This window comes from Streptomyces dangxiongensis (genome assembly GCF_003675325.1).
Classification (GTDB): Bacteria; Actinomycetota; Actinomycetes; order Streptomycetales; family Streptomycetaceae; genus Streptomyces; species Streptomyces dangxiongensis.
In genome coordinates, this window is the sequence record NZ_CP033073.1 from 3,428,238 (window position 1) to 3,444,752 (window position 16,515).

The 16,515-nt window shown below is 71.6% G+C and carries 15 protein-coding genes and 1 pseudogene; 8 read left to right on the forward strand and 8 right to left on the reverse strand.

Annotated elements, in window-relative coordinates; translation table 11 throughout:
• Positions 1 to 24: 24 nt before the first annotated feature.
• The 3 genes and pseudogenes from D9753_RS39695 to D9753_RS15215 form a co-directional block, all read left to right on the forward strand.
• Positions 25 to 1,059, forward strand: a pseudogene (locus D9753_RS39695) (WXG100-like domain-containing protein); the annotation flags it as partial.
• Positions 1,060 to 1,104: 45 nt separating this feature from the next.
• Complete coding sequence (locus D9753_RS39700) at positions 1,105 to 1,668, forward strand: nucleic acid/nucleotide deaminase domain-containing protein (RefSeq protein WP_240468461.1); 564 nt, start codon at positions 1,105 to 1,107, stop codon at positions 1,666 to 1,668.
• Positions 1,669 to 1,688: 20 nt separating this feature from the next.
• Positions 1,689 to 2,246 carry an SUKH-4 family immunity protein gene (locus D9753_RS15215; RefSeq protein ID WP_240468165.1) on the forward strand — a complete coding sequence of 186 codons (558 nt, stop codon included), beginning with the start codon at positions 1,689 to 1,691 and terminating at the stop codon, positions 2,244 to 2,246.
• A 41-nt stretch (positions 2,247 to 2,287) separates the two neighbouring features.
• On the opposite strand, the gene D9753_RS15220 is transcribed toward D9753_RS15215, so the two are convergent.
• The gene (locus D9753_RS15220) at positions 2,288 to 3,259 is read right to left on the reverse strand and encodes a helix-turn-helix transcriptional regulator (RefSeq protein ID WP_240468166.1); all 972 of its coding nucleotides are present in this window, start codon (positions 3,257 to 3,259) and stop codon (positions 2,288 to 2,290) included.
• A 61-nt stretch (positions 3,260 to 3,320) separates the two neighbouring features.
• Between D9753_RS15220 and D9753_RS15225 the strand changes: the two genes are divergently transcribed.
• Both D9753_RS15225 and D9753_RS15230 read left to right on the forward strand, forming a co-directional pair.
• The gene (locus tag D9753_RS15225; RefSeq protein ID WP_121787505.1) at positions 3,321 to 3,710 is read left to right on the forward strand and encodes a VOC family protein; all 390 of its coding nucleotides are present in this window, start codon (positions 3,321 to 3,323) and stop codon (positions 3,708 to 3,710) included.
• Positions 3,711 to 3,756: 46 nt separating this feature from the next.
• Positions 3,757 to 4,581 carry a DUF4253 domain-containing protein gene (locus D9753_RS15230; protein ID WP_121787506.1) on the forward strand — a complete coding sequence of 275 codons (825 nt, stop codon included), beginning with the start codon at positions 3,757 to 3,759 and terminating at the stop codon, positions 4,579 to 4,581.
• A gap of 46 nt (positions 4,582 to 4,627) precedes the next feature.
• Here the strand turns inward: D9753_RS15230 and hemB are convergent, their stop codons facing one another.
• The 6 genes from hemB to D9753_RS15260 all read right to left on the reverse strand — a co-directional run bounded on the left by hemB (position 4,628) and on the right by D9753_RS15260 (position 11,674).
• Complete coding sequence (hemB, locus tag D9753_RS15235) at positions 4,628 to 5,620, reverse strand: porphobilinogen synthase (RefSeq protein WP_121787507.1); 993 nt, start codon at positions 5,618 to 5,620, stop codon at positions 4,628 to 4,630.
• 325 nt (positions 5,621 to 5,945) lie between these two features.
• A complete protein-coding gene (locus tag D9753_RS15240) occupies positions 5,946 to 7,655 on the reverse strand; it encodes a bifunctional uroporphyrinogen-III C-methyltransferase/uroporphyrinogen-III synthase (RefSeq protein WP_121787508.1) in 1,710 nt (569 codons plus the stop codon).
• Entirely contained in the window at positions 7,652 to 8,659 is a 1,008-nt protein-coding gene (gene hemC / locus D9753_RS15245; RefSeq protein WP_121787509.1) for a hydroxymethylbilane synthase, read from the reverse strand. Before hemC ends, D9753_RS15240 begins: the two co-directional genes overlap by 4 nt.
• Positions 8,656 to 10,359, reverse strand: coding sequence for a glutamyl-tRNA reductase (locus D9753_RS15250; RefSeq protein WP_121787510.1), 1,704 nt, complete (start codon positions 10,357 to 10,359; stop codon positions 8,656 to 8,658). Before D9753_RS15250 ends, hemC begins: the two co-directional genes overlap by 4 nt.
• Positions 10,356 to 11,120 carry a redox-sensing transcriptional repressor Rex gene (locus D9753_RS15255; protein WP_121787511.1) on the reverse strand — a complete coding sequence of 255 codons (765 nt, stop codon included), beginning with the start codon at positions 11,118 to 11,120 and terminating at the stop codon, positions 10,356 to 10,358. Before D9753_RS15255 ends, D9753_RS15250 begins: the two co-directional genes overlap by 4 nt.
• Positions 11,121 to 11,401: 281 nt before the next feature.
• A complete protein-coding gene (locus D9753_RS15260; protein ID WP_163010706.1) occupies positions 11,402 to 11,674 on the reverse strand; it encodes a glutaredoxin family protein in 273 nt (90 codons plus the stop codon).
• Positions 11,675 to 11,801: 127 nt separating this feature from the next.
• On the opposite strand from D9753_RS15260, the gene D9753_RS15265 reads away from it, so the two are divergent.
• From D9753_RS15265 to D9753_RS15275, 3 genes are all read left to right on the forward strand, one after another.
• Positions 11,802 to 12,731 carry an HAD family hydrolase gene (locus tag D9753_RS15265; RefSeq protein WP_121787513.1) on the forward strand — a complete coding sequence of 310 codons (930 nt, stop codon included), beginning with the start codon at positions 11,802 to 11,804 and terminating at the stop codon, positions 12,729 to 12,731.
• Between the two features lie 388 nt (positions 12,732 to 13,119).
• Entirely contained in the window at positions 13,120 to 13,899 is a 780-nt protein-coding gene (locus tag D9753_RS15270) for an ECF subfamily RNA polymerase sigma factor, BldN family (RefSeq protein ID WP_121787514.1), read from the forward strand.
• 234 nt (positions 13,900 to 14,133) lie between these two features.
• Positions 14,134 to 15,366, forward strand: a complete 1,233-nt coding sequence (locus tag D9753_RS15275; protein WP_121787515.1) for a DUF5667 domain-containing protein — start codon at positions 14,134 to 14,136, stop codon at positions 15,364 to 15,366.
• A gap of 73 nt (positions 15,367 to 15,439) precedes the next feature.
• Here the strand turns inward: D9753_RS15275 and D9753_RS15280 are convergent, their stop codons facing one another.
• Positions 15,440 to 16,504, reverse strand: coding sequence for a lysophospholipid acyltransferase family protein (locus tag D9753_RS15280; protein ID WP_121787516.1), 1,065 nt, complete (start codon positions 16,502 to 16,504; stop codon positions 15,440 to 15,442).
• Between the last annotated feature and the right edge of the window lie 11 nt (positions 16,505 to 16,515).

The following is a 16,515-nucleotide window of genomic DNA, read 5'->3' on the forward strand; positions in this document are numbered from 1 at the left end:
GAGAACGAGGGGGCGTCACGGGGGATGGGCTACACGCTGCCCGGCTGGCTGGACGAGGTCCTGGACTTCATAGGCATCAACTTCCCGAACGTCGACGAGGACGATTACCGCGAGATGGCCGACGCCATGCGGGAGTTCGCCGACAAGTTCGAGGGGCACGGCGCGGACGCGCACAAGGCCGTGGAGCGCGTCCTGTCCTCCTCCCAGGGGTGGGCCGTCGATGCGATGGAGAAGCACTGGTCCCAGGTCAAGGCCGGCCACCTGGACAAGATCCCGGAACTGGCCCGGTTGTTCGGGGAGGCCTGCGACGTCGTCGCCGACATCATCTTCGGCATGAAGACCAAGGCCGAGGCCGAACTCGCCGTCATGGCGGGCTCGGTGGGCCTCTCGGTCGGGCTGGCGTTCGTCACCGGCGGCCTGTCCGCCGTGCTCGGCGCGGCCGAGACCGCGGCCATGCGGCAACTGGTGAAACGCATCATCGACGAGGCCGCCGACCGGATCGTGGATGAGCTGATCGCCCGGGTCACCGAACCGGTCAACGCCAAGCTGGAGGCGATGGTCGAGGACGCGGTCCTGAACCTGGTCGACAGCGCCTTCTCCCTCCCGCCGTCCCCCGAAGGAGGCGGCGGCGGACACGGACACGGGCACGGCGGCATGCAACTGGCCTCCGCGGGCGGCGCCGGCGGCCTGGAACTGGCCTCCGCGTCCGGCGGCTCGGGGCCGGGGTCGGGAGCCGACCTCTTCATCGACCATGACGAGTTCGAGTTCGGGGCGGGCAAACTCTTCTCGCACGGCAGTGAACTCCACCTGGCCAGCTCCGCCCCGCTCGGCCGGGCCAAGGGCGCCTTCGGCCGCACGAAGGGCCGTGACCCGTTCACGCAGGTCTTCGAATCGATGCTGCACGGCGGTCTGAAGGGCTGCGAGAAGGCGCTCGCCAAGGTCGGCGAACACCTCACCGACACCGTCCCGAACCGCGTGAAGGCCACGTCCCGCCTCCACAAGGACAACGACCTGGACATCGGCGACCGGGTCAAGCGGATCAAGACGGGGAAGGCGGGTGAGGACGGTGAAACGCGTACGTACCTGCTGCACGCCGACGGTGCCGTGCAGCGACTGCACGCCGACGGCGGCACCGGGGACCTCGACGGCCACGACAAGAAGCGTCTGCACGGAATCGTCGGCGACGACGGCCGTTTCTATATCCCTGACACACCCAGAGCGAAGGCTGAATTCCACGCCGAGAGCAAGCATCCCGGCAGGGCGAAGTCGGCGAAGATCGACCCATCCACCAGCGATCTGGCCCAGGCCACGCAGGCGGCACGTGTCGCGCGCGGTGACGGCGGGGGAACGAACTATGCCGCAGGTCGCTACATCGACGCGGGCGGAAGGGAATCGGTCCTCGTCGGCTACAGCAACAAGAAGGGCCATTCCGAGCGCATGATAGGGTTCCCGATCCTGCATTCGGGACAGAAGGACAGGCTCCGGGAGATCTTCACAGAACGCGAGCCCTGTCAGAAGAATCCGGTGTGCGCCCGCTGGTTGGACTACCATTTCGGCTCGGACCTCAAGGTGACACACGTCGCCGATTATTATGACCAGAACATGAAAACCACGAACAAAGAGCACACCCAGTACCTGAACGGCCTGAAGAAGAGCCTCGGCCTGTAGCGTCACGCTAGGATGCGCCTGTGAATCTCGCAGTGACCCCCGCCGCCATGATCGAAGCCTACGGACTCACGAACGTGGTCTATTTCCCACGGTTCTCGACCGGCGAGTCCGTCGAGTCGCGCGCGTCGGCTCTCCTGAGTTCCGTGGGACTTCCCCATTCCGACGCCTTCATATCGAAAGAGAACCCGGAGGATGCGTACGGGTCCGGGTTCGATCCGCTGATCCTCGGCAGTCGCTTCGACCATTACGGACTGTCCTGCCCGGAGGAGAGCCGGAGCTGGTGGCTGCTGGGCTACCTCTTCACTTCACTGATCGCCCTGGATCCCCTCTCCGGAAAAGTGTACGCCTTTCCGGAGAGCGAAGAAGAGTACATCCTGCTCCATCGCGATATCGAGTCGCTGCAATTCAGCCTCGTCGAGTTCCGTAAGATCGAGGCCGATCACGAGAACGATGTCGATCCTGAGGAACTCGCCGAACGCTTCAGGCGTGTGGTCGGTGCCTTCGATCCCACACCGTTCGCCGATGAGGAATCGCAGTGGAACCTGGCGCTCGAGGAACTGGAGCACGGCCTCTGGTGACACGGGCCTCCCCGGGAACCACGGCGCCCCGCGGCCCGCTCTCACTCCGCGGGCGGTCCGGGGGACGTGTGCGCTTCGAGGAGGTCCCGGGTGAGCCTCAGCAGGGACTGCCGTACCGCCTCGGGGGCGAGGACCCGCAGGGGTGTCGCCAACCCGAGGAGGTACCGGGCCAGGCCGTCCGCGTCGGGGCCGCCGATGTCCACGAGGGTGGCGTCCGGACCGTCGGGGCGATGGGTGCCGACCGTGGCCGGAATGAGCCGTAGCGCCTGGTCCAGGGGGAGCGGCAGGCGGATGGTCGCGGCCAGCGGGTAGGGACCGTTGGCGATGTTGCGGGAGACGAGCCGCGCCGGGTCGGGCGGGTCGGTGAGGTCCGCCGGCTGCCCGGTGGGCTGGAGGCGGTCGACCCGGTCGGCCCGGAACGTCCGCCACTGCCCCTGGGCCACGTCCCGCGCGACGAAGTACCAGCGCCGTCCCGTGTGCACGAGACGGTAGGGGTCGATGTCCCGGACCGTGGCGCTCCCCTGCCCGTCGGTGTACGACAGCCGGGCCCGCTCGCCGCGGCGGCAGGCGTCGGCCAGGTCCAGCAGCATGCCGGGTCTGATCCGCGGCGCGTCGGGTCCGGGGAGGCGTACGAAGGCGTCGTCCATCTCGCCGAGCCGGTCCGCGATCCGCCGCGGCAGCACCTGACGGAGTTTCAGCAGTGCGGACAGTGCGGCCTGATCGCCTCCGAGGGCGCCGCTCAGCGCCGCCTCGCGCAGCCCGACCGCCACGGCGAGCGCTTCCTCGTCGTCGAGGATCAGCGGCGGCACGCGGGAGCCGGCACGGAGACGGTAGCCGCCCCAGGGGCCGGCGTCGGAGTCGACGGAGTAACCGAGGTCCCGCAGCTTGGCGATGTCCCGCCGCACCGTGCGGTCGGTGACCTCCATGCGCTCGGCCAGTTCGGCGCAGGTCCAGGACGGCCGGGAGGACAGCAGGGACAGCAGGCGCAGCAGACGGGCGGAGGCGCTGATCACGTCCGGAAGTCTCACACGACCAGGACCGAACCTGTCCTGGTCGTGTCCTACCGTCCTCACCATGACCACGGACACCGCTTCCGCACCCGCCTTCCGCTACGCCGCCGTCACCCTCGACTGCGCCGACCCCGCCGAACTCTCGCGCTTCTACGCCGAGATGTTCGGCCTGCCCGTCGCCTACTCCTCCGACGACTTCGTCTTCCTCGGCGGCAAGGACGGCGGGCCGGGCCTGGGCTTCAGCCGGGTCCCCGACCACCGCCGCCCCACCTGGCCGGACCCGGCCGAGCAGAAGCAGGCCCACATCGAGGTGGGCGTGGACGACCTGGAAGCGGCCGAGGCGCACCTGCTGACGCTGGGCGCGACCAAGCCGGAGACCCAGCCGCAGCCGGACCGCTGGCGGGTGCTGCTCGACCCCGCCGGGCACCCGTTCTGCATCACGACCCTGGTCTGACCCGGCCGACCGGCCGTTGTCAGTGGCTGCCCCTACAGTCACCGGCATGGCGACTCTTCCCAACCCGCTGCCCAGGCTGGCCACCGACCCCAGCGGGCGTTCTCTGGGGCTCCAACTCCCGCCCGGCAGACTCGTGGACGCGACAGGCGACGGCCCCTGGCACGAACCGCTGCTGTGGCACGCCGAGAAGGGATCCGCGCCCGGCACCTGGAAGGCGCTGGGCGCGCCGGCGGCCCGGGTGGGGCTGCTGCCGGTGCTGGTGGACCTGGCCGGCTGCCGGGCCGGCACAGAGGACTGGCCGCTGCTGCCGGCGGAGGCGTCCTACCCGGGGGACCACGACGCCGAGGAGGTCCTCGGGGAGTACTGGTCGCAGGAGACGGACGGTCAGGTGAGCGACGAGACCGAGCCGTTCGGGGCCCGCTGGCCGGGGCTCGCGTCCGCCGGTGTCCTCGCAGCCGACCCGGAGACCCGTGCCGCCCAGGTGGCGGACGCGCTGCACAGCGACCGGGGCACGTGGAGCGAGTGGATCGAGGAACCGCACCTCGCGCTCGTCCCGGCGCGCCGGTCCGCCGACATACCGGCGGCGATCGGCTGGACCGGCCCGCTCAACTACGACCAGGACGTGGCCCGGGTCTGCGCAGTGCTGCGGTCGTGGGAGGACCGGTTCGGCGCCCGGGTCGTCGCCCTCGGCCGGGACACGCTGGTCGTGTCGGTCGCGGCGCCGCCCACCGGGACGGAGGACGCCGAGGCCCTGGCCGCCGAGCACTACGCGCTGTGCCCGGACATCGTGGCCCGGAGCGGACCGGGGAGCGTCGGCGCGTACGCCAGGGAGCTGGTCGGCGCCACCGGCTGGTCGTTCTGGTGGGACTGACCCGACGGCGCCGGTGACCCGCCGCCTCCGCCGGTGAGCGCGGGCGCTAGCGCAGCTTCCGGGCCACCTCGGTGGCCCAGTAGGTGAGGATGTTGCGCGCCCCGGCCCGCTTGATTCCGGTGAGGGTCTCGAAGACGGCGCGGTCGCGGTCGATCCAGCCCTTCTCGGCGGCGGCCTCGATCATCGCGTACTCGCCGGAGATCTGATACGCGACGACGGGTACGTCGACGGCGTCCGCGACCCGGGCGAGGATGTCGAGGTAGGGGCCGGCCGGCTTGACCATCACCATGTCGGCGCCCTCGGCCAGGTCCAGTTCCAGCTCCCGCAGGGACTCGCGCCAGTTGGCCGGGTCCTGCTGGTAGGTCTTGCGGTCACCCTGGAGCGAGGACGCGACGGCCTCGCGGAAGGGGCCGTAGAACGCCGAGGAGTACTTGGCGGTGTAGGCGAGGACGGCGACGTCCTCGCGGCCGATCTGGTCGAGCGCGTCGCGGATGACGCCGATCTGGCCATCCATCATCCCGCTGGGGCCCACGACATGGGCGCCGGCGTCGGCCTGCACCTGTGCCATCTCGGCGTACCGTTCCAGGGTGGCGTCGTTGTCGACCCGCCCCTCGGCGTCCAGCACCCCGCAGTGCCCGTGGTCGGTGAACTCGTCCAGGCACAGGTCCGCCATCACGAGCAGGTCGTCGCCGACCTCGGCCCGCACGTCGCGCAGCGCCACCTGGAGGATCCCGTCCGGGTCGGTCCCGACCGTGCCCAGGGCGTCCTTCTTGCCCTCCTCCGGCACGCCGAACAGCATGATCCCGGAGATCCCGGCCTCCACGGCCTCCAGCGCGGCCTTCTTCAGGCTGTCCCGGGTGTGCTGCACGACCCCTGGCATCGCCGCGATGGGCACCGGCTCACTGACGCCCTCCCGGACGAACGCCGGAAGGATGAAGTCGGCGGGGTGCAGCCGCGTCTCGGCGACCATCCGCCGCATGACGGGCGAGGTCCGCAGCCTCCGGGGACGGGTACCGGGGAACGATCCGTACTTCGACATGACTTCTACGCTACGCCCGCCCCAGGAGCATCTTTGCCGACGTGCTGTCGGCCCGCGAGGGACGGCTCGGAGCCCTGCGGCAGTCCCGGGGCAGTCGGCCGCCGCCTCGCCAGCGGCCGCTGTCCGTTCAGCGCCCGAATCAGGCGACGGGCCGCTCCGAGCGGTACATGTGCCGCACCTCTGTCCGCCGCACCGCTCTCGACCGCATGGGTGGTTGCAGACGGACGAGTACGCGCGGCCTTCCTCCCGTACGCCGCCGGGCACCGACACCTCAGGGGTGCCCGGGACAAGCCCGGGCACCCCTGAGGACCGTGTCAGCCGAAGGTCACGTCGTCGTACGACGCCTGCGCGCTCCCGGTCGCCGCTCGCTGGGCCGGGTGACCGGGTCGCCGGCCTCCAGGGCCGCCGCGCGACGGCGCATCCCGAACTCCGCCAGCGCCTCGGCCAGCTTGTGGACCGACGGCTCCGGAGCCATCACGTCCACCCGCAGCCCGTGCTCCTCGGCGGTCTTGGCCGTGGCCGGACCGATGCACGCGATCACGGTGACGTTGTGCGGCTTGCCGGCGATGCCCACCAGGTTCCGCACGGTGGACGACGACGTGAACAGCACCGCGTCGAAGCCACCGCCCTTGATCGCCTCGCGGGTCTCCGCCGGCGGCGGCGACGCCCGCACGGTCCGGTAGGCCGTGACGTCGTCGACCTCCCAGCCCAGCTCGATCAGCCCGGCCACCAGCGTCTCCGTGGCGATGTCCGCCCGCGGCAGGAACACCCGGTCGATCGGGTCGAACACCGGGTCGTACGGCGGCCAGTCCTCCAGCAGACCCGCCGCCGACTGCTCACCGCTCGGCACCAGGTCCGGCTTCACGCCGAAGGCGACCAGCGCCTTGGCGGTCTGCTCGCCCACGGCGGCCACCTTGATGCCCGCGAAGGCCCGCGCGTCGAGCCCGTACTCCTCGAACTTCTCCCGGACGGCCTTGACGGCGTTCACGCTCGTGAAGGCGATCCACTCGTACCGTCCGGTCACCAGACCCTTGACGGCACGTTCCATCTGCTGAGGCGTGCGCGGGGGCTCGACGGCGATCGTCGGCACCTCGTGCGGCACGGCGCCGTAGGACCGGAGCTGGTCGGAGAGCGACGCCGCCTGCTCCTTCGTCCGCGGCACGAGCACCTTCCAGCCGAACAGCGGCTTGGACTCGAACCAGGACAGTTGGTCGCGCCGGGCGGCGGCGGAACGCTCACCGACCACGGCTATCACCGGCCGGCCGCCGTCCGGCGACGGCAGCACCTTCGCCTGCTTCAGCGTCTGCGCGATCGTGCCGAGCGTCGCCGTCCACGTCCGCTGCCGGGTCGTCGTACCGGCGATCGTCACCGTCAGCGGGGTGTCCGGCTTGCGGCCCGCCGCGACCAGCTCGCCGGCCGCCACGGCCACGGAGTCCAGGGTCGTGGAGACGACCACCGTGCCGTCCGAGGCGCCCACCTCCGTCCAGCAGCGGTCGGAGGCGGTCCGGGCGTCCACGAACCGGACGTCCGCGCCCTGGGCGTCCCGCAGCGGCACGCCGGCGTACGCGGGCACGCCGACGACGGCCGCGACACCGGGGACGACCTCGAAGGGCACCCCGGCGGCGGCGCAGGCGAGCATTTCCTCCGCGGCGTACGTATCAAGTCCCGGGTCCCCGGGCACCGCACGGACGACCCGCCTGCCGCCCCGTGCGGCCTCCATGACAAGATGGACGGCATCCCGGGCAGGAGACGGGACCGCAGTCGCTGTTGACGTGCCGTCAACGACCGTGAGCTGCGGCGTGCCCGTGCCCGGCGGTGAGACCGAGGAGGGTTCCGCGTTCGTTTCCACGACCGAGACACTTTGCCGCGCGTGCGTCCGGATCACGTCGAGCACCTCGGGCTCGGCGACCAGGACGTCCGCGTGCGACAGCGCCTCCACGGCGCGCAGAGTCAGCAGTCCCGGATCCCCGGGTCCGGCACCGAGGAAGGTGACGTGACCGTGTTCCAGGCCGGCGGTAAGGGCGGTGGGGCTCATCGTGCTCGCTCCCCCATCAGACCGGCCGCGCCCTGGGCGAGCATCTCGGTGGCGAGTTCGCGACCGAGTGCCGTCGCCCGGTCGTGCGTCTGGGGCACGGGACCGGTGGTGGACAGCTGCACCATGCGCGTGCCGTCGGTCGTGCCGACCACAGCGCGCAGGCGCATTTCGTTGACAATCTGCCCGTCGGCCTGGGGGTCCCCCCGCTCGAGCGGAGCCGAGAGTGGGGGAAGGTCGGCCAGCGCGCCCACAGGGGCGCTGCAGCCGGCCTCCAGGGCGGCGAGCAGTGACCGTTCGGCGGTGACGGCGGCCCGCGTGAACGGGTCGTCCAGTTCGCCGAGCGCGGCGACGAGTGCGGCGTCGTGGGCGGTGTTCCCCGCCCGGCACTCGATCGCCAGGGCCCCCTGGCCGGGGGCGGGCAAAACCGTGTCGACCGACAGGAAGTCGGTCACCTCGTCGATCCGGCCGATCCGGTTCAGTCCGGCGGCGGCCAGCACGACCGCGTCCAGCTCACCGGCGTGGACGTAGCCGATCCGCGTGTCGACGTTGCCGCGGATCGGGACGGTCTCGATGTCCAGGCCGTGGGCGCGGGCGTACGCGTTGAGCTGCGCCATGCGGCGCGGCGCACCGGTGCCGATGCGCGCACCGCGCGGGAGGTCGGTGAACTTCAGGGCGTCCCGCGCGACGATCACGTCCCGGGGGTCCTCGCGCACCGGTACGGCGGCCAGGACCAGCTCCTCGGGCTGCGTGGTCGGCAGGTCCTTGAGCGAGTGCACCGCGAAGTCGACCTCGCCCCGCAGCAGCGCGTCGCGCAGCGCCGTCACGAAGACGCCGGTGCCGCCGATCTGCGCCAGGTGCTCGCGGGAGGTGTCGCCGTACGTGGTGATCTCGATCAGTTCGACGGGGCGCCCGGTCACCCGGCGGACGGCCTGAGCCACCTGCCCGGACTGGGCCATGGCGAGCTTGCTCCGCCTCGTCCCCAGCCTCAAAGCCTTCTCAGTCATGCCGGTCGGCCCTTCGTGTCTGTGCTGTCCCCGGCCCGGGAGACGGCGGCGACCGTCTCGGGGTCGAGGTCGAACAGGGTGCGCAGCGCGTCCGCGTACCCGGCGCCGCCGGGCTCGGCCGCGAGCTGCTTGACCCGTACGGTCGGCGCGTGGAGCAGCTTGTCGACGACCCGGTGCACGGCCTGCCGGATCTCCCCGCGCTGGCGTTCGTCCAGGTCGGGCAGGCGGCCGTCGAGCCGCGCGATCTCCCCGGCGACGACGTCGGCGGCCATGGTGCGCAGCGCCACCACGGTCGGCGTGATGTGCGCCGCCCGCTGGGCCGCCCCGAAGGCCGCCACCTCGTCGGAAACGATACGCCGGACCTGGTCGACGTCGGCCGCCATCGGCGCGTCGACCGACGCCTCCGCCAGCGACTCGATGTCCACCAGCCGCACCCCGGCCAGCCGGTGCACGGCCGCGTCGATGTCGCGGGGCATGGCCAGGTCGAGGAGGAAGAGGAAGGGGGCCGGCCGCTCGGCGGGCGGCTCGGGCCTGCGCCGCTCGGGGATCCGGGCGCCCGTGGCGACGGTCGCGGCGAGCGCGGTGATCAGCTCGGCGTCCGCCTCGGGCGTACGGCGCTCGCGGCGGTCCAAAACCCCGTTGTCCACCCAGGCCGCGTGCTGCTCCAGGGTGGCCGCGTCCAGACCGGCCACGGCGGCCTCCCCCATGACGGAGAAGCCGGGCTGTACGGCGGCCTGGTCGAGCGGGCAGTTGTCGTCGGCGCCGGTGGACGGCGAGACCCTGGCGTTGCCGGGCTTGCCGGCCGGGTGGGCGGTGTGGGCGACGGCCGGTTGCCCGGTGCGTCCCTCGACCGCCTGCGCGACCGTCTCCGCCGTGAGCACCAGACCCGTCGCCCCGGTACAGGAGACGACGACGTCGGCACGTGTCAGCTCGTCCCGCACCGCGTCCATGGGCACCGCGCGCACGGTCACGGACGCGTCGCCGCCGGTGGGGCGCTGTCCGTGATGCTCCGCGAGCAGGAGTGCGAGCCGCTCGGCGCGTTCGAGGGTGCGGTTGGCGACGACGATCTCGGCGACTCCGGCGCGCGCGAGCGTGGCGGCGGCCAGCGAGGACATCGACCCGGCGCCGATGACCAGCGCCCTGCGGCCCGCCGCCCAGTCCTGCACGGCACCGCCCGCGGCAAGCTGCTCCAGGCCGAAGGTGACCAGGGACTGGCCGGCGCGGTCGATGCCGGTCTCGGAGTGGGCGCGCTTGCCGACCCGCAGGGCCTGCTGGAACAGGTCGTTCAGCAGCTTGCCGGCGGTGTGCAGGTCCTGGGCGCGGGCCAGGGAGTCCTTGATCTGGCCGAGGATCTGTCCCTCGCCGACGACCATGGAGTCCAGGCCGCAGGCCACCGAGAACAGGTGGTGGACGGCCCGGTCCTCGTAGTGCACGTAGAGGTGGGGGGTCAGTTCGTCCAGGCCGACGCCGCTGTGCTGGGCGAGCAGCGTGGACAGCTCGGCGACACCGGCGTGGAACTTGTCCACGTCGGCGTACAGCTCGATGCGGTTGCAGGTGGCGAGCACCGCGGCCTCGGTGGCCGGCTCGGCGGCGACCGTGTCCTGCAGGAGCTTCCCCTGGGCGTCCGCGCTCAGCGCGGCCCGTTCGAGGACGCTGACCGGGGCGCTGCGGTGGCTCAGCCCGACGACGAGCAGACTCATGCCGGCATCACGGCGGGTACGTCCCCGTCGGGCCCCTGGTCGGCGGAAGCGTCACGGGTGGTGGCGGCGGGCCGGGCGCCGTCACCGGCGGCGGTCTCCTCGCCGGCCTTGCGCTGCTCGTGGAAGGCGAGGATCTGGAGTTCGATGGAGAGGTCGACCTTGCGCACGTCGACGCCGTCCGGGACGGACAGCACGGTCGGCGCGAAGTTCAGGATGGACGTGACCCCGCCGGCCACGAGCCGGTCGCAGACCTGCTGGGCGGCACCGGCCGGGGTGGCGATGACGCCGATGGAGACCCCGTTGTCCTCGATGATCTTCTCGAGCTCGTCGGTGTGCTGCACCGGGATGCCCGCCACCGGCTTTCCGGCCATCGCCGGGTCGGCGTCGATGAGCGCGGCCACCCGGAAGCCGCGGGAGGCGAAGCCGCCGTAGTTGGCGAGGGCGGCGCCGAGGTTGCCGATGCCGACGATGACAACCGGCCAGTCCTGGGTCAGGCCGAGTTCGCGGGAGATCTGGTAGACGAGATACTCCACGTCGTAACCGACCCCGCGCGTCCCGTAGGAGCCCAGGTACGAGAAGTCCTTGCGCAGCTTGGCGGAGTTGACCCCCGCCGCCGCGGCCAGCTCCTCGGAGGAGACCGTGGGGACCGAGCGCTCCGACAGTGCGGTCAGCGCTCGGAGGTACAGCGGAAGCCGGGCGACGGTGGCCTCGGGAATCCCTCGGCTACGGGTCGCCGGTCGGTGTGTTCGGCCAGTTGCCACGGTGCTCCTGCGGGTAGAGCGGGGCTGTAGGCGGTCATACGTCACCAGACCGCCCCGTCGACAGCAGGCTATGTCTTTGTGAACGCGTGCACAAAGATGGTGTCCGATTTGCCCGGCAGAAGTGACCGGGGTCACGCGCCCTTCGCGCCCTCTGCGGGAACCGGCGCACACGCACCGACGTTCCTTCGTTACTGGGGGCAAAACCGCACACTCTCCTCACGAATCCCGCCCCCGAGACCAGACCGCCGTCGATCCTAAGCGAACTTTCCGGCCAGTTTGTACTAACCGGTCAGTGCCCGGCGCAGCCGCTCCTCGTTCACGCGCCAGAAGGTGTGCTGTTCACCGTCGATCAGGACGACCGGGATCTGCTCCCAGTACCGGTCGTGCAGGTCCGGGTCCTCGGTGATGTCCCTGGGCTCCCACACCACGCCCAGCTCGCCGCACACCTTCTCCACCACGAGCTGCGCGTCGTCGCACAGATGACAGCCGGGCTTGCGGACGAGGGTCACCCGCCGCTCACGGGGTTCTGTATTACGCCGGAAGAACGCACTCATGCCGACCATTCTCGCGCGCTCCGCGCCCGTTCCGGATCGCTTCGTCGCACGACCCGGACGCGCAGAGTTCACCCGCCCCCACCCGCTCCGCTCCGGAACCGCCGAACGGACTGGCTATGCTCACGTCATGGCCGCTCTCGGATGGCTCACTTCCCGTAGGCGCTCCGCCACGGCGCGGAGCGTGTTGGCAGGCGAGGCCTCGGCGGAGGCTGCCCGCAAGTCCACGCAGGAAGCCCAGGGAATCCCGCGGGCCGCGCCGGAGGAACCGGTGTTCCCGGTCATCGGCGACGACAAGGCCGCCGCCTTCTTCGACCTCGACAACACGGTGATGCAGGGCGCCGCCCTGTTCCACTTCGGCCGGGGGCTGTACAAGCGGAAGTTCTTCGAGACCCGCGACCTGGCCAGGTTCGCCTGGCAGCAGGCGTGGTTCCGGCTGGCCGGCGTCGAGGACCCCGAGCACATGCAGGAGGCCCGCGACTCGGCCCTGTCCATCGTCAAGGGCCACCGGGTCGCCGAGCTGGAGACGATCGGCGAGGAGATCTACGACGAGTACATGGCCGACCGCATCTGGCCCGGCACCCGCGCCCTCGCCCAGGCCCACCTGGACGCCGGCCAGAAGGTGTGGCTGGTCACGGCGGCCCCCGTCGAGATCGCCCAGGTCATCGCCCGCCGCCTGGGCCTGACCGGCGCGCTCGGCACGGTCGCGGAGTCGGTCGACGGCGTCTACACCGGCAGGCTGGTCGGCGAGCCGCTGCACGGCCCGGCCAAGGCGGAGGCGGTGCGCGCCCTGGCCTCGGCGGAGCGACTGGACCTCACCCGCTGCGCCGCCTACAGCGACAGCCACAACGACATCCCCATGCTGTCCCTGGTGGGTCACCCCTACGCCATCAACCCGGACGCCAAGCTCCGCAGGCACGCCCGCGAGCAGGACTGGCGCCTGCGCGACTACCGCACGGGCCGCAAGGCGGCCAAGGTCGGCATCCCGGCGGCGGCCGGGGTCGGCGCGGTCGCCGGCGGCACCGCGGCCGCGATCGCTCTGAGCCGACGGCGCCGATAATCACGCCCCGGCGGGGCGCGCGGCACCGCAACGGCACCGCGGCCCGCCCCGGCCGCGGCCCCCACCAGGCCGGTCACCCGTTTCCCGCCCCCTCCAAGGCCCCCGGGCGTCGGTCCCGCGCGCCCCGGATCATGCCGCGGCCACTTCAAGTCGTCCGGTACTTCACCGGAACCAGCCCCGAACCGTTCACGAACCGATCACTCTGTGGCATCCGATAGGGCCTCAATCGGTTACGGAAGCGTCGCAATCGATAGTTTGAGCAACTCGGTGTAGCAGGGCCTGTACGAAGCGTTATTCTCCTCAGACGCAAACCGGTACCCCTTCCGTCGCCACGACGGGTGAACGGTCCCGCACTGCACGTGATGGAAGCTCTGCCTCTGGGAGTCCCGTGTACCCACACGTCGGGGTTGACGCCTCGGGCCTGGCTACGCTGCGCGCAACGATCGCGACGGTCAAAGAAACGCTGCGCGGCCATGTCCCCACCGCGTACGCCGTCCCCGCCTTCGCCGCCGCCGCGCCCCTGGGCCCGTGCTACGCACTGGCCGACGGCGGCGCCGCCGTCGGCAGACGAGGGCGTGCCACCGGCGCGGCCACCGCCCGCCGCCCTGCCGCCGACAGCGACAGCGCCCGGATGATGGACCTGGTCGAACGTGCCCAGGCCGGGGAGGCCGAGGCCTTCGGGCGGCTCTACGACCAGTACAGCGACACCGTCTACCGGTACATCTACTACCGCGTCGGCAGCCGGGCGACCGCGGAGGACCTCACCAGTGAGACCTTTCTGCGGGCGCTGCGCAGGATCGGCACGTTCACCTGGCAGGGGCGCGACTTCGGCGCCTGGCTGGTCACGATCGCGCGGAACCTCGTCGCCGACCACTTCAAGTCCAGCCGCTTCCGGCTGGAGATCACCACCGGCGAGATGCTCGACGCCAACGAGGTCGAGCGCTCCCCGGAGGACTCCGTCCTGGAGTCCCTGTCCAACGCCGCCCTGCTCGACGCCGTACGACGGCTCAACCCCCAGCAGCAGGAGTGCGTCACGCTCCGTTTCCTCCAGGGCCTCTCGGTCGCCGAGACCGCCCGGGTCATGGGCAAGAACGAGGGCGCCATCAAGACCCTCCAGTACCGCGCCGTCCGCACCCTCGCCCGGCTGCTGCCGGACGACGCCCGCTGAGCCGTGCCACGCCGGGCGACGCTCAACTCACCTTCCGTGAAGGAGCGTTGCCTTTCTGATCCGATCATCCGCCGTCCGTAACCCAAGTGCCGCGCCAGTCGTTGTGCGGGATACAGGCTCCCTGTGGTCACGTCCTGGTCCACCTGATCGCTCGATCGCGTGAGAGTGGTCGCGGACGTGCACCCTCAGGACCCCCTGGGGAGTCGACCGTCATGACGAGAGGAGGTGCCGCCAGTGATCGCGAACGTATCGGCGCACCGGCGGACGAACGCCTTCGCCCAGGCCCTGGAGGAGCAGTCCGACCGGGACCCGGCGGCCGAGCAGTCCGTAGCACCGGCGGAGTCACCGCCGGCCACCGAGGAACAGACCGACCAGGGCCGGCTGCTGGCCCTGGCGGCGGGTCTCGGCGCGCTGCCCAAGCCACAGCTCGACCCCGAGGTCAAGGTCGTCCAACGGGCCCGGCTGGTGGCCGCGATGGAGGCCATGCTCCAAGAAGGAACCGGGGCGGCGGCTGCGTCGGTACCGGAACAGCACTCCCACCGGGCCAAGGGCGCGCACCGGGCGAGCCCACTGGGCAAGCTCCGACCGCGTACGAGACTGACCAAGGGCCTCGCGGCGGGCGGACTGAGCGTCGGCGTGGCCGCCGGAGCCTTCGGCGGCGTCGCCGCCGCCAGCTCCGACGCCCTGCCCGGCGACTCGCTGTACGGCCTGAAACGCGGCATCGAGGACTTCAAGCTCAACTATCTGACCGACGGCAACGACCAGCGCGGCCAGATCTACCTCGACCAGGCCTCCACGCGGCTCAGCGAAGCCAGACGGCTGCTGGAGCGCGGGCGGGGCGGCCATCTCGACCACGAGTCCATCGGCGAGATCCGCCGCACCCTGTCCGGGATGCAGCACGACGTCACCGAGGGGCACCGTCTGCTCCACGCGGCGTACGAGGCCGATCCCGGGTCCCTGGGCCCCATCCAGGCACTGTCCACGTTCTCCCGGTCCCACCGCGAGGCCTGGACCGCGCTCAGCGACAAGCTGCCCGTGCAGCTCGGCGACGTCAAACAGGAGGTCTCGTCGGTCTTCGATGCCATAGACCAGGAAGTCGCCCCGCTCCAGTCGCTCCTCCCGCAACCGTCCGCCGAGCCCGGCGCCGGCAAGCGGCGGGACGGCTCCGGCCCGGCAGCCACCGGCTCCTCCGGCAGCCACCGGTCGACGGCGCCCAGCTCCAGCGGCACCACCCCGTCCACCGGCAAGCACGCCCGCACCGGCACCCCGAGCGGCTCCGCCAGCAGCAGCGGCGACGGCCTCATCGGCGGCGGCACGGGCGGATTGCTCGACCCGCCGCGGACCGGGACCGGCGGCACCACCCCGCCCAGCCCGACCCCACCGACCAGCGCCCCCGACGTCACCATCCCCCCGCTCCTGCCGGGCCTCCTGCCCGACCTGGGCATCGACGGTGACGACGCCGACTAGCCACTCCCCCGGCCGCGGGGGCGAAGACGCCCCTCCCGAGCGGGACGCCCCCGCCCCCGCGGCCCCCCACACATCAGAAGAAGACCGACCGTCTCTGCACCAGCAGCTTGTACAGCGTGTGCTGGATCTGTTCGCGGACCTGGTCGGTCAGGTTGAACATCAGCATCGGGTCCTCGGCGGCCTCCGGCGGATAGCCGTCCGTCGGGATCGGCTCGCCGAACTGGATCGTCCACTTGGTGGGGAGCGGCACCGCGCCCAGCGGGCCAAGCCAGGGGAACGTCGGCGTCAGCGGGAAGTACGGGAAGCCCAGCAGCCGGGCCATTGTCCTGGCGTTGCCGATCATCGGGTAGATCTCCTCGGCCCCGACGATCGAGCAGGGAATGATCGGCGCGCCCCGGCGCAGAGCGGTGGAGACGAAGCCACCACGGCCGAACCGCTGGAGCTTGTACCGCTCGCTGAACGGCTTGCCGATGCCCTTGAAGCCCTCCGGCATCACCCCGACCAGCTCGCCCTGTGCCAGCAGGCGCTCCGCGTCCTCCGCGCAGGCGAGCGTGTGCCCCAGCTTGCGGGCCAGCTCGTTGACCACCGGCAGCACGAAGACCAGGTCGGCGGCGAGGAGCCGCAGATGACGGTCGGCCGGGTGGTGGTCGTGCACGGCGACCTGCATCATCAGCCCGTCGAGCGGCAGCGTCCCGGAGTGGTTGGCGACGATCAGCGCCCCGCCCTCGGCCGGGATGTTCTCGATGCCCTTCACCTCGACCCGGAAGTACTTGTCGTACACCGGCCGCAGCAGCGACATCAGGACCTGGTCGGTCAGCTCCTCGTCGTAACCGAAGTCGTCGACCTCGTAGTCCCCGGTCAGCCGGCGCCGCAGGAAGGCCAGTCCGGCCGCCACACGCCGCTCCAGCCCGCCATCGGGGCCGCCGGCCACCGACGGCTCGGGCGGCTCCTCCGCGGGGCTCACAGGCCCGTCGCCCCGCGTCCGTGTCCGCCCCGGCAGCGACTGGACCTCACCCATCTCGCCCGCCTCGCCGAGCGTGCCGCGCCGGCCGGCCCCGCTGCGGCGCCGCGCCGGGCGCTGCGCGGCGCTCCCGCGGGACCGGTCGTCGTCGAACGGAATGACCTTGGCGTCCGCCATCGTTGCTGCGC

Bases quoted from the DNA above. Each gene is read 5' to 3' on its own strand.
- D9753_RS15225 (WP_121787505.1), top strand. From the start codon at position 3,321: ATGACCACGGACACCGCTTCCGCACCCGCCTTCCGCTACGCCGCCGTC.
- D9753_RS15230 (WP_121787506.1), top strand. From the start codon at position 3,757: ATGGCGACTCTTCCCAACCCGCTGCCCAGGCTGGCCACCGACCCCAGC.
- hemB (WP_121787507.1), bottom strand. From the start codon at position 5,620: ATGTCGAAGTACGGATCGTTCCCCGGTACCCGTCCCCGGAGGCTGCGG.
- D9753_RS15240 (WP_121787508.1), bottom strand. From the start codon at position 7,655: ATGAGCCCCACCGCCCTTACCGCCGGCCTGGAACACGGTCACGTCACC.
- hemC (WP_121787509.1), bottom strand. From the start codon at position 8,659: ATGACTGAGAAGGCTTTGAGGCTGGGGACGAGGCGGAGCAAGCTCGCC.
- D9753_RS15250 (WP_121787510.1), bottom strand. From the start codon at position 10,359: ATGAGTCTGCTCGTCGTCGGGCTGAGCCACCGCAGCGCCCCGGTCAGC.
- D9753_RS15260 (WP_163010706.1), bottom strand. From the start codon at position 11,674: ATGAGTGCGTTCTTCCGGCGTAATACAGAACCCCGTGAGCGGCGGGTG.
- D9753_RS15265 (WP_121787513.1), top strand. From the start codon at position 11,802: ATGGCCGCTCTCGGATGGCTCACTTCCCGTAGGCGCTCCGCCACGGCG.
- D9753_RS15280 (WP_121787516.1), bottom strand. From the start codon at position 16,504: ATGGCGGACGCCAAGGTCATTCCGTTCGACGACGACCGGTCCCGCGGG.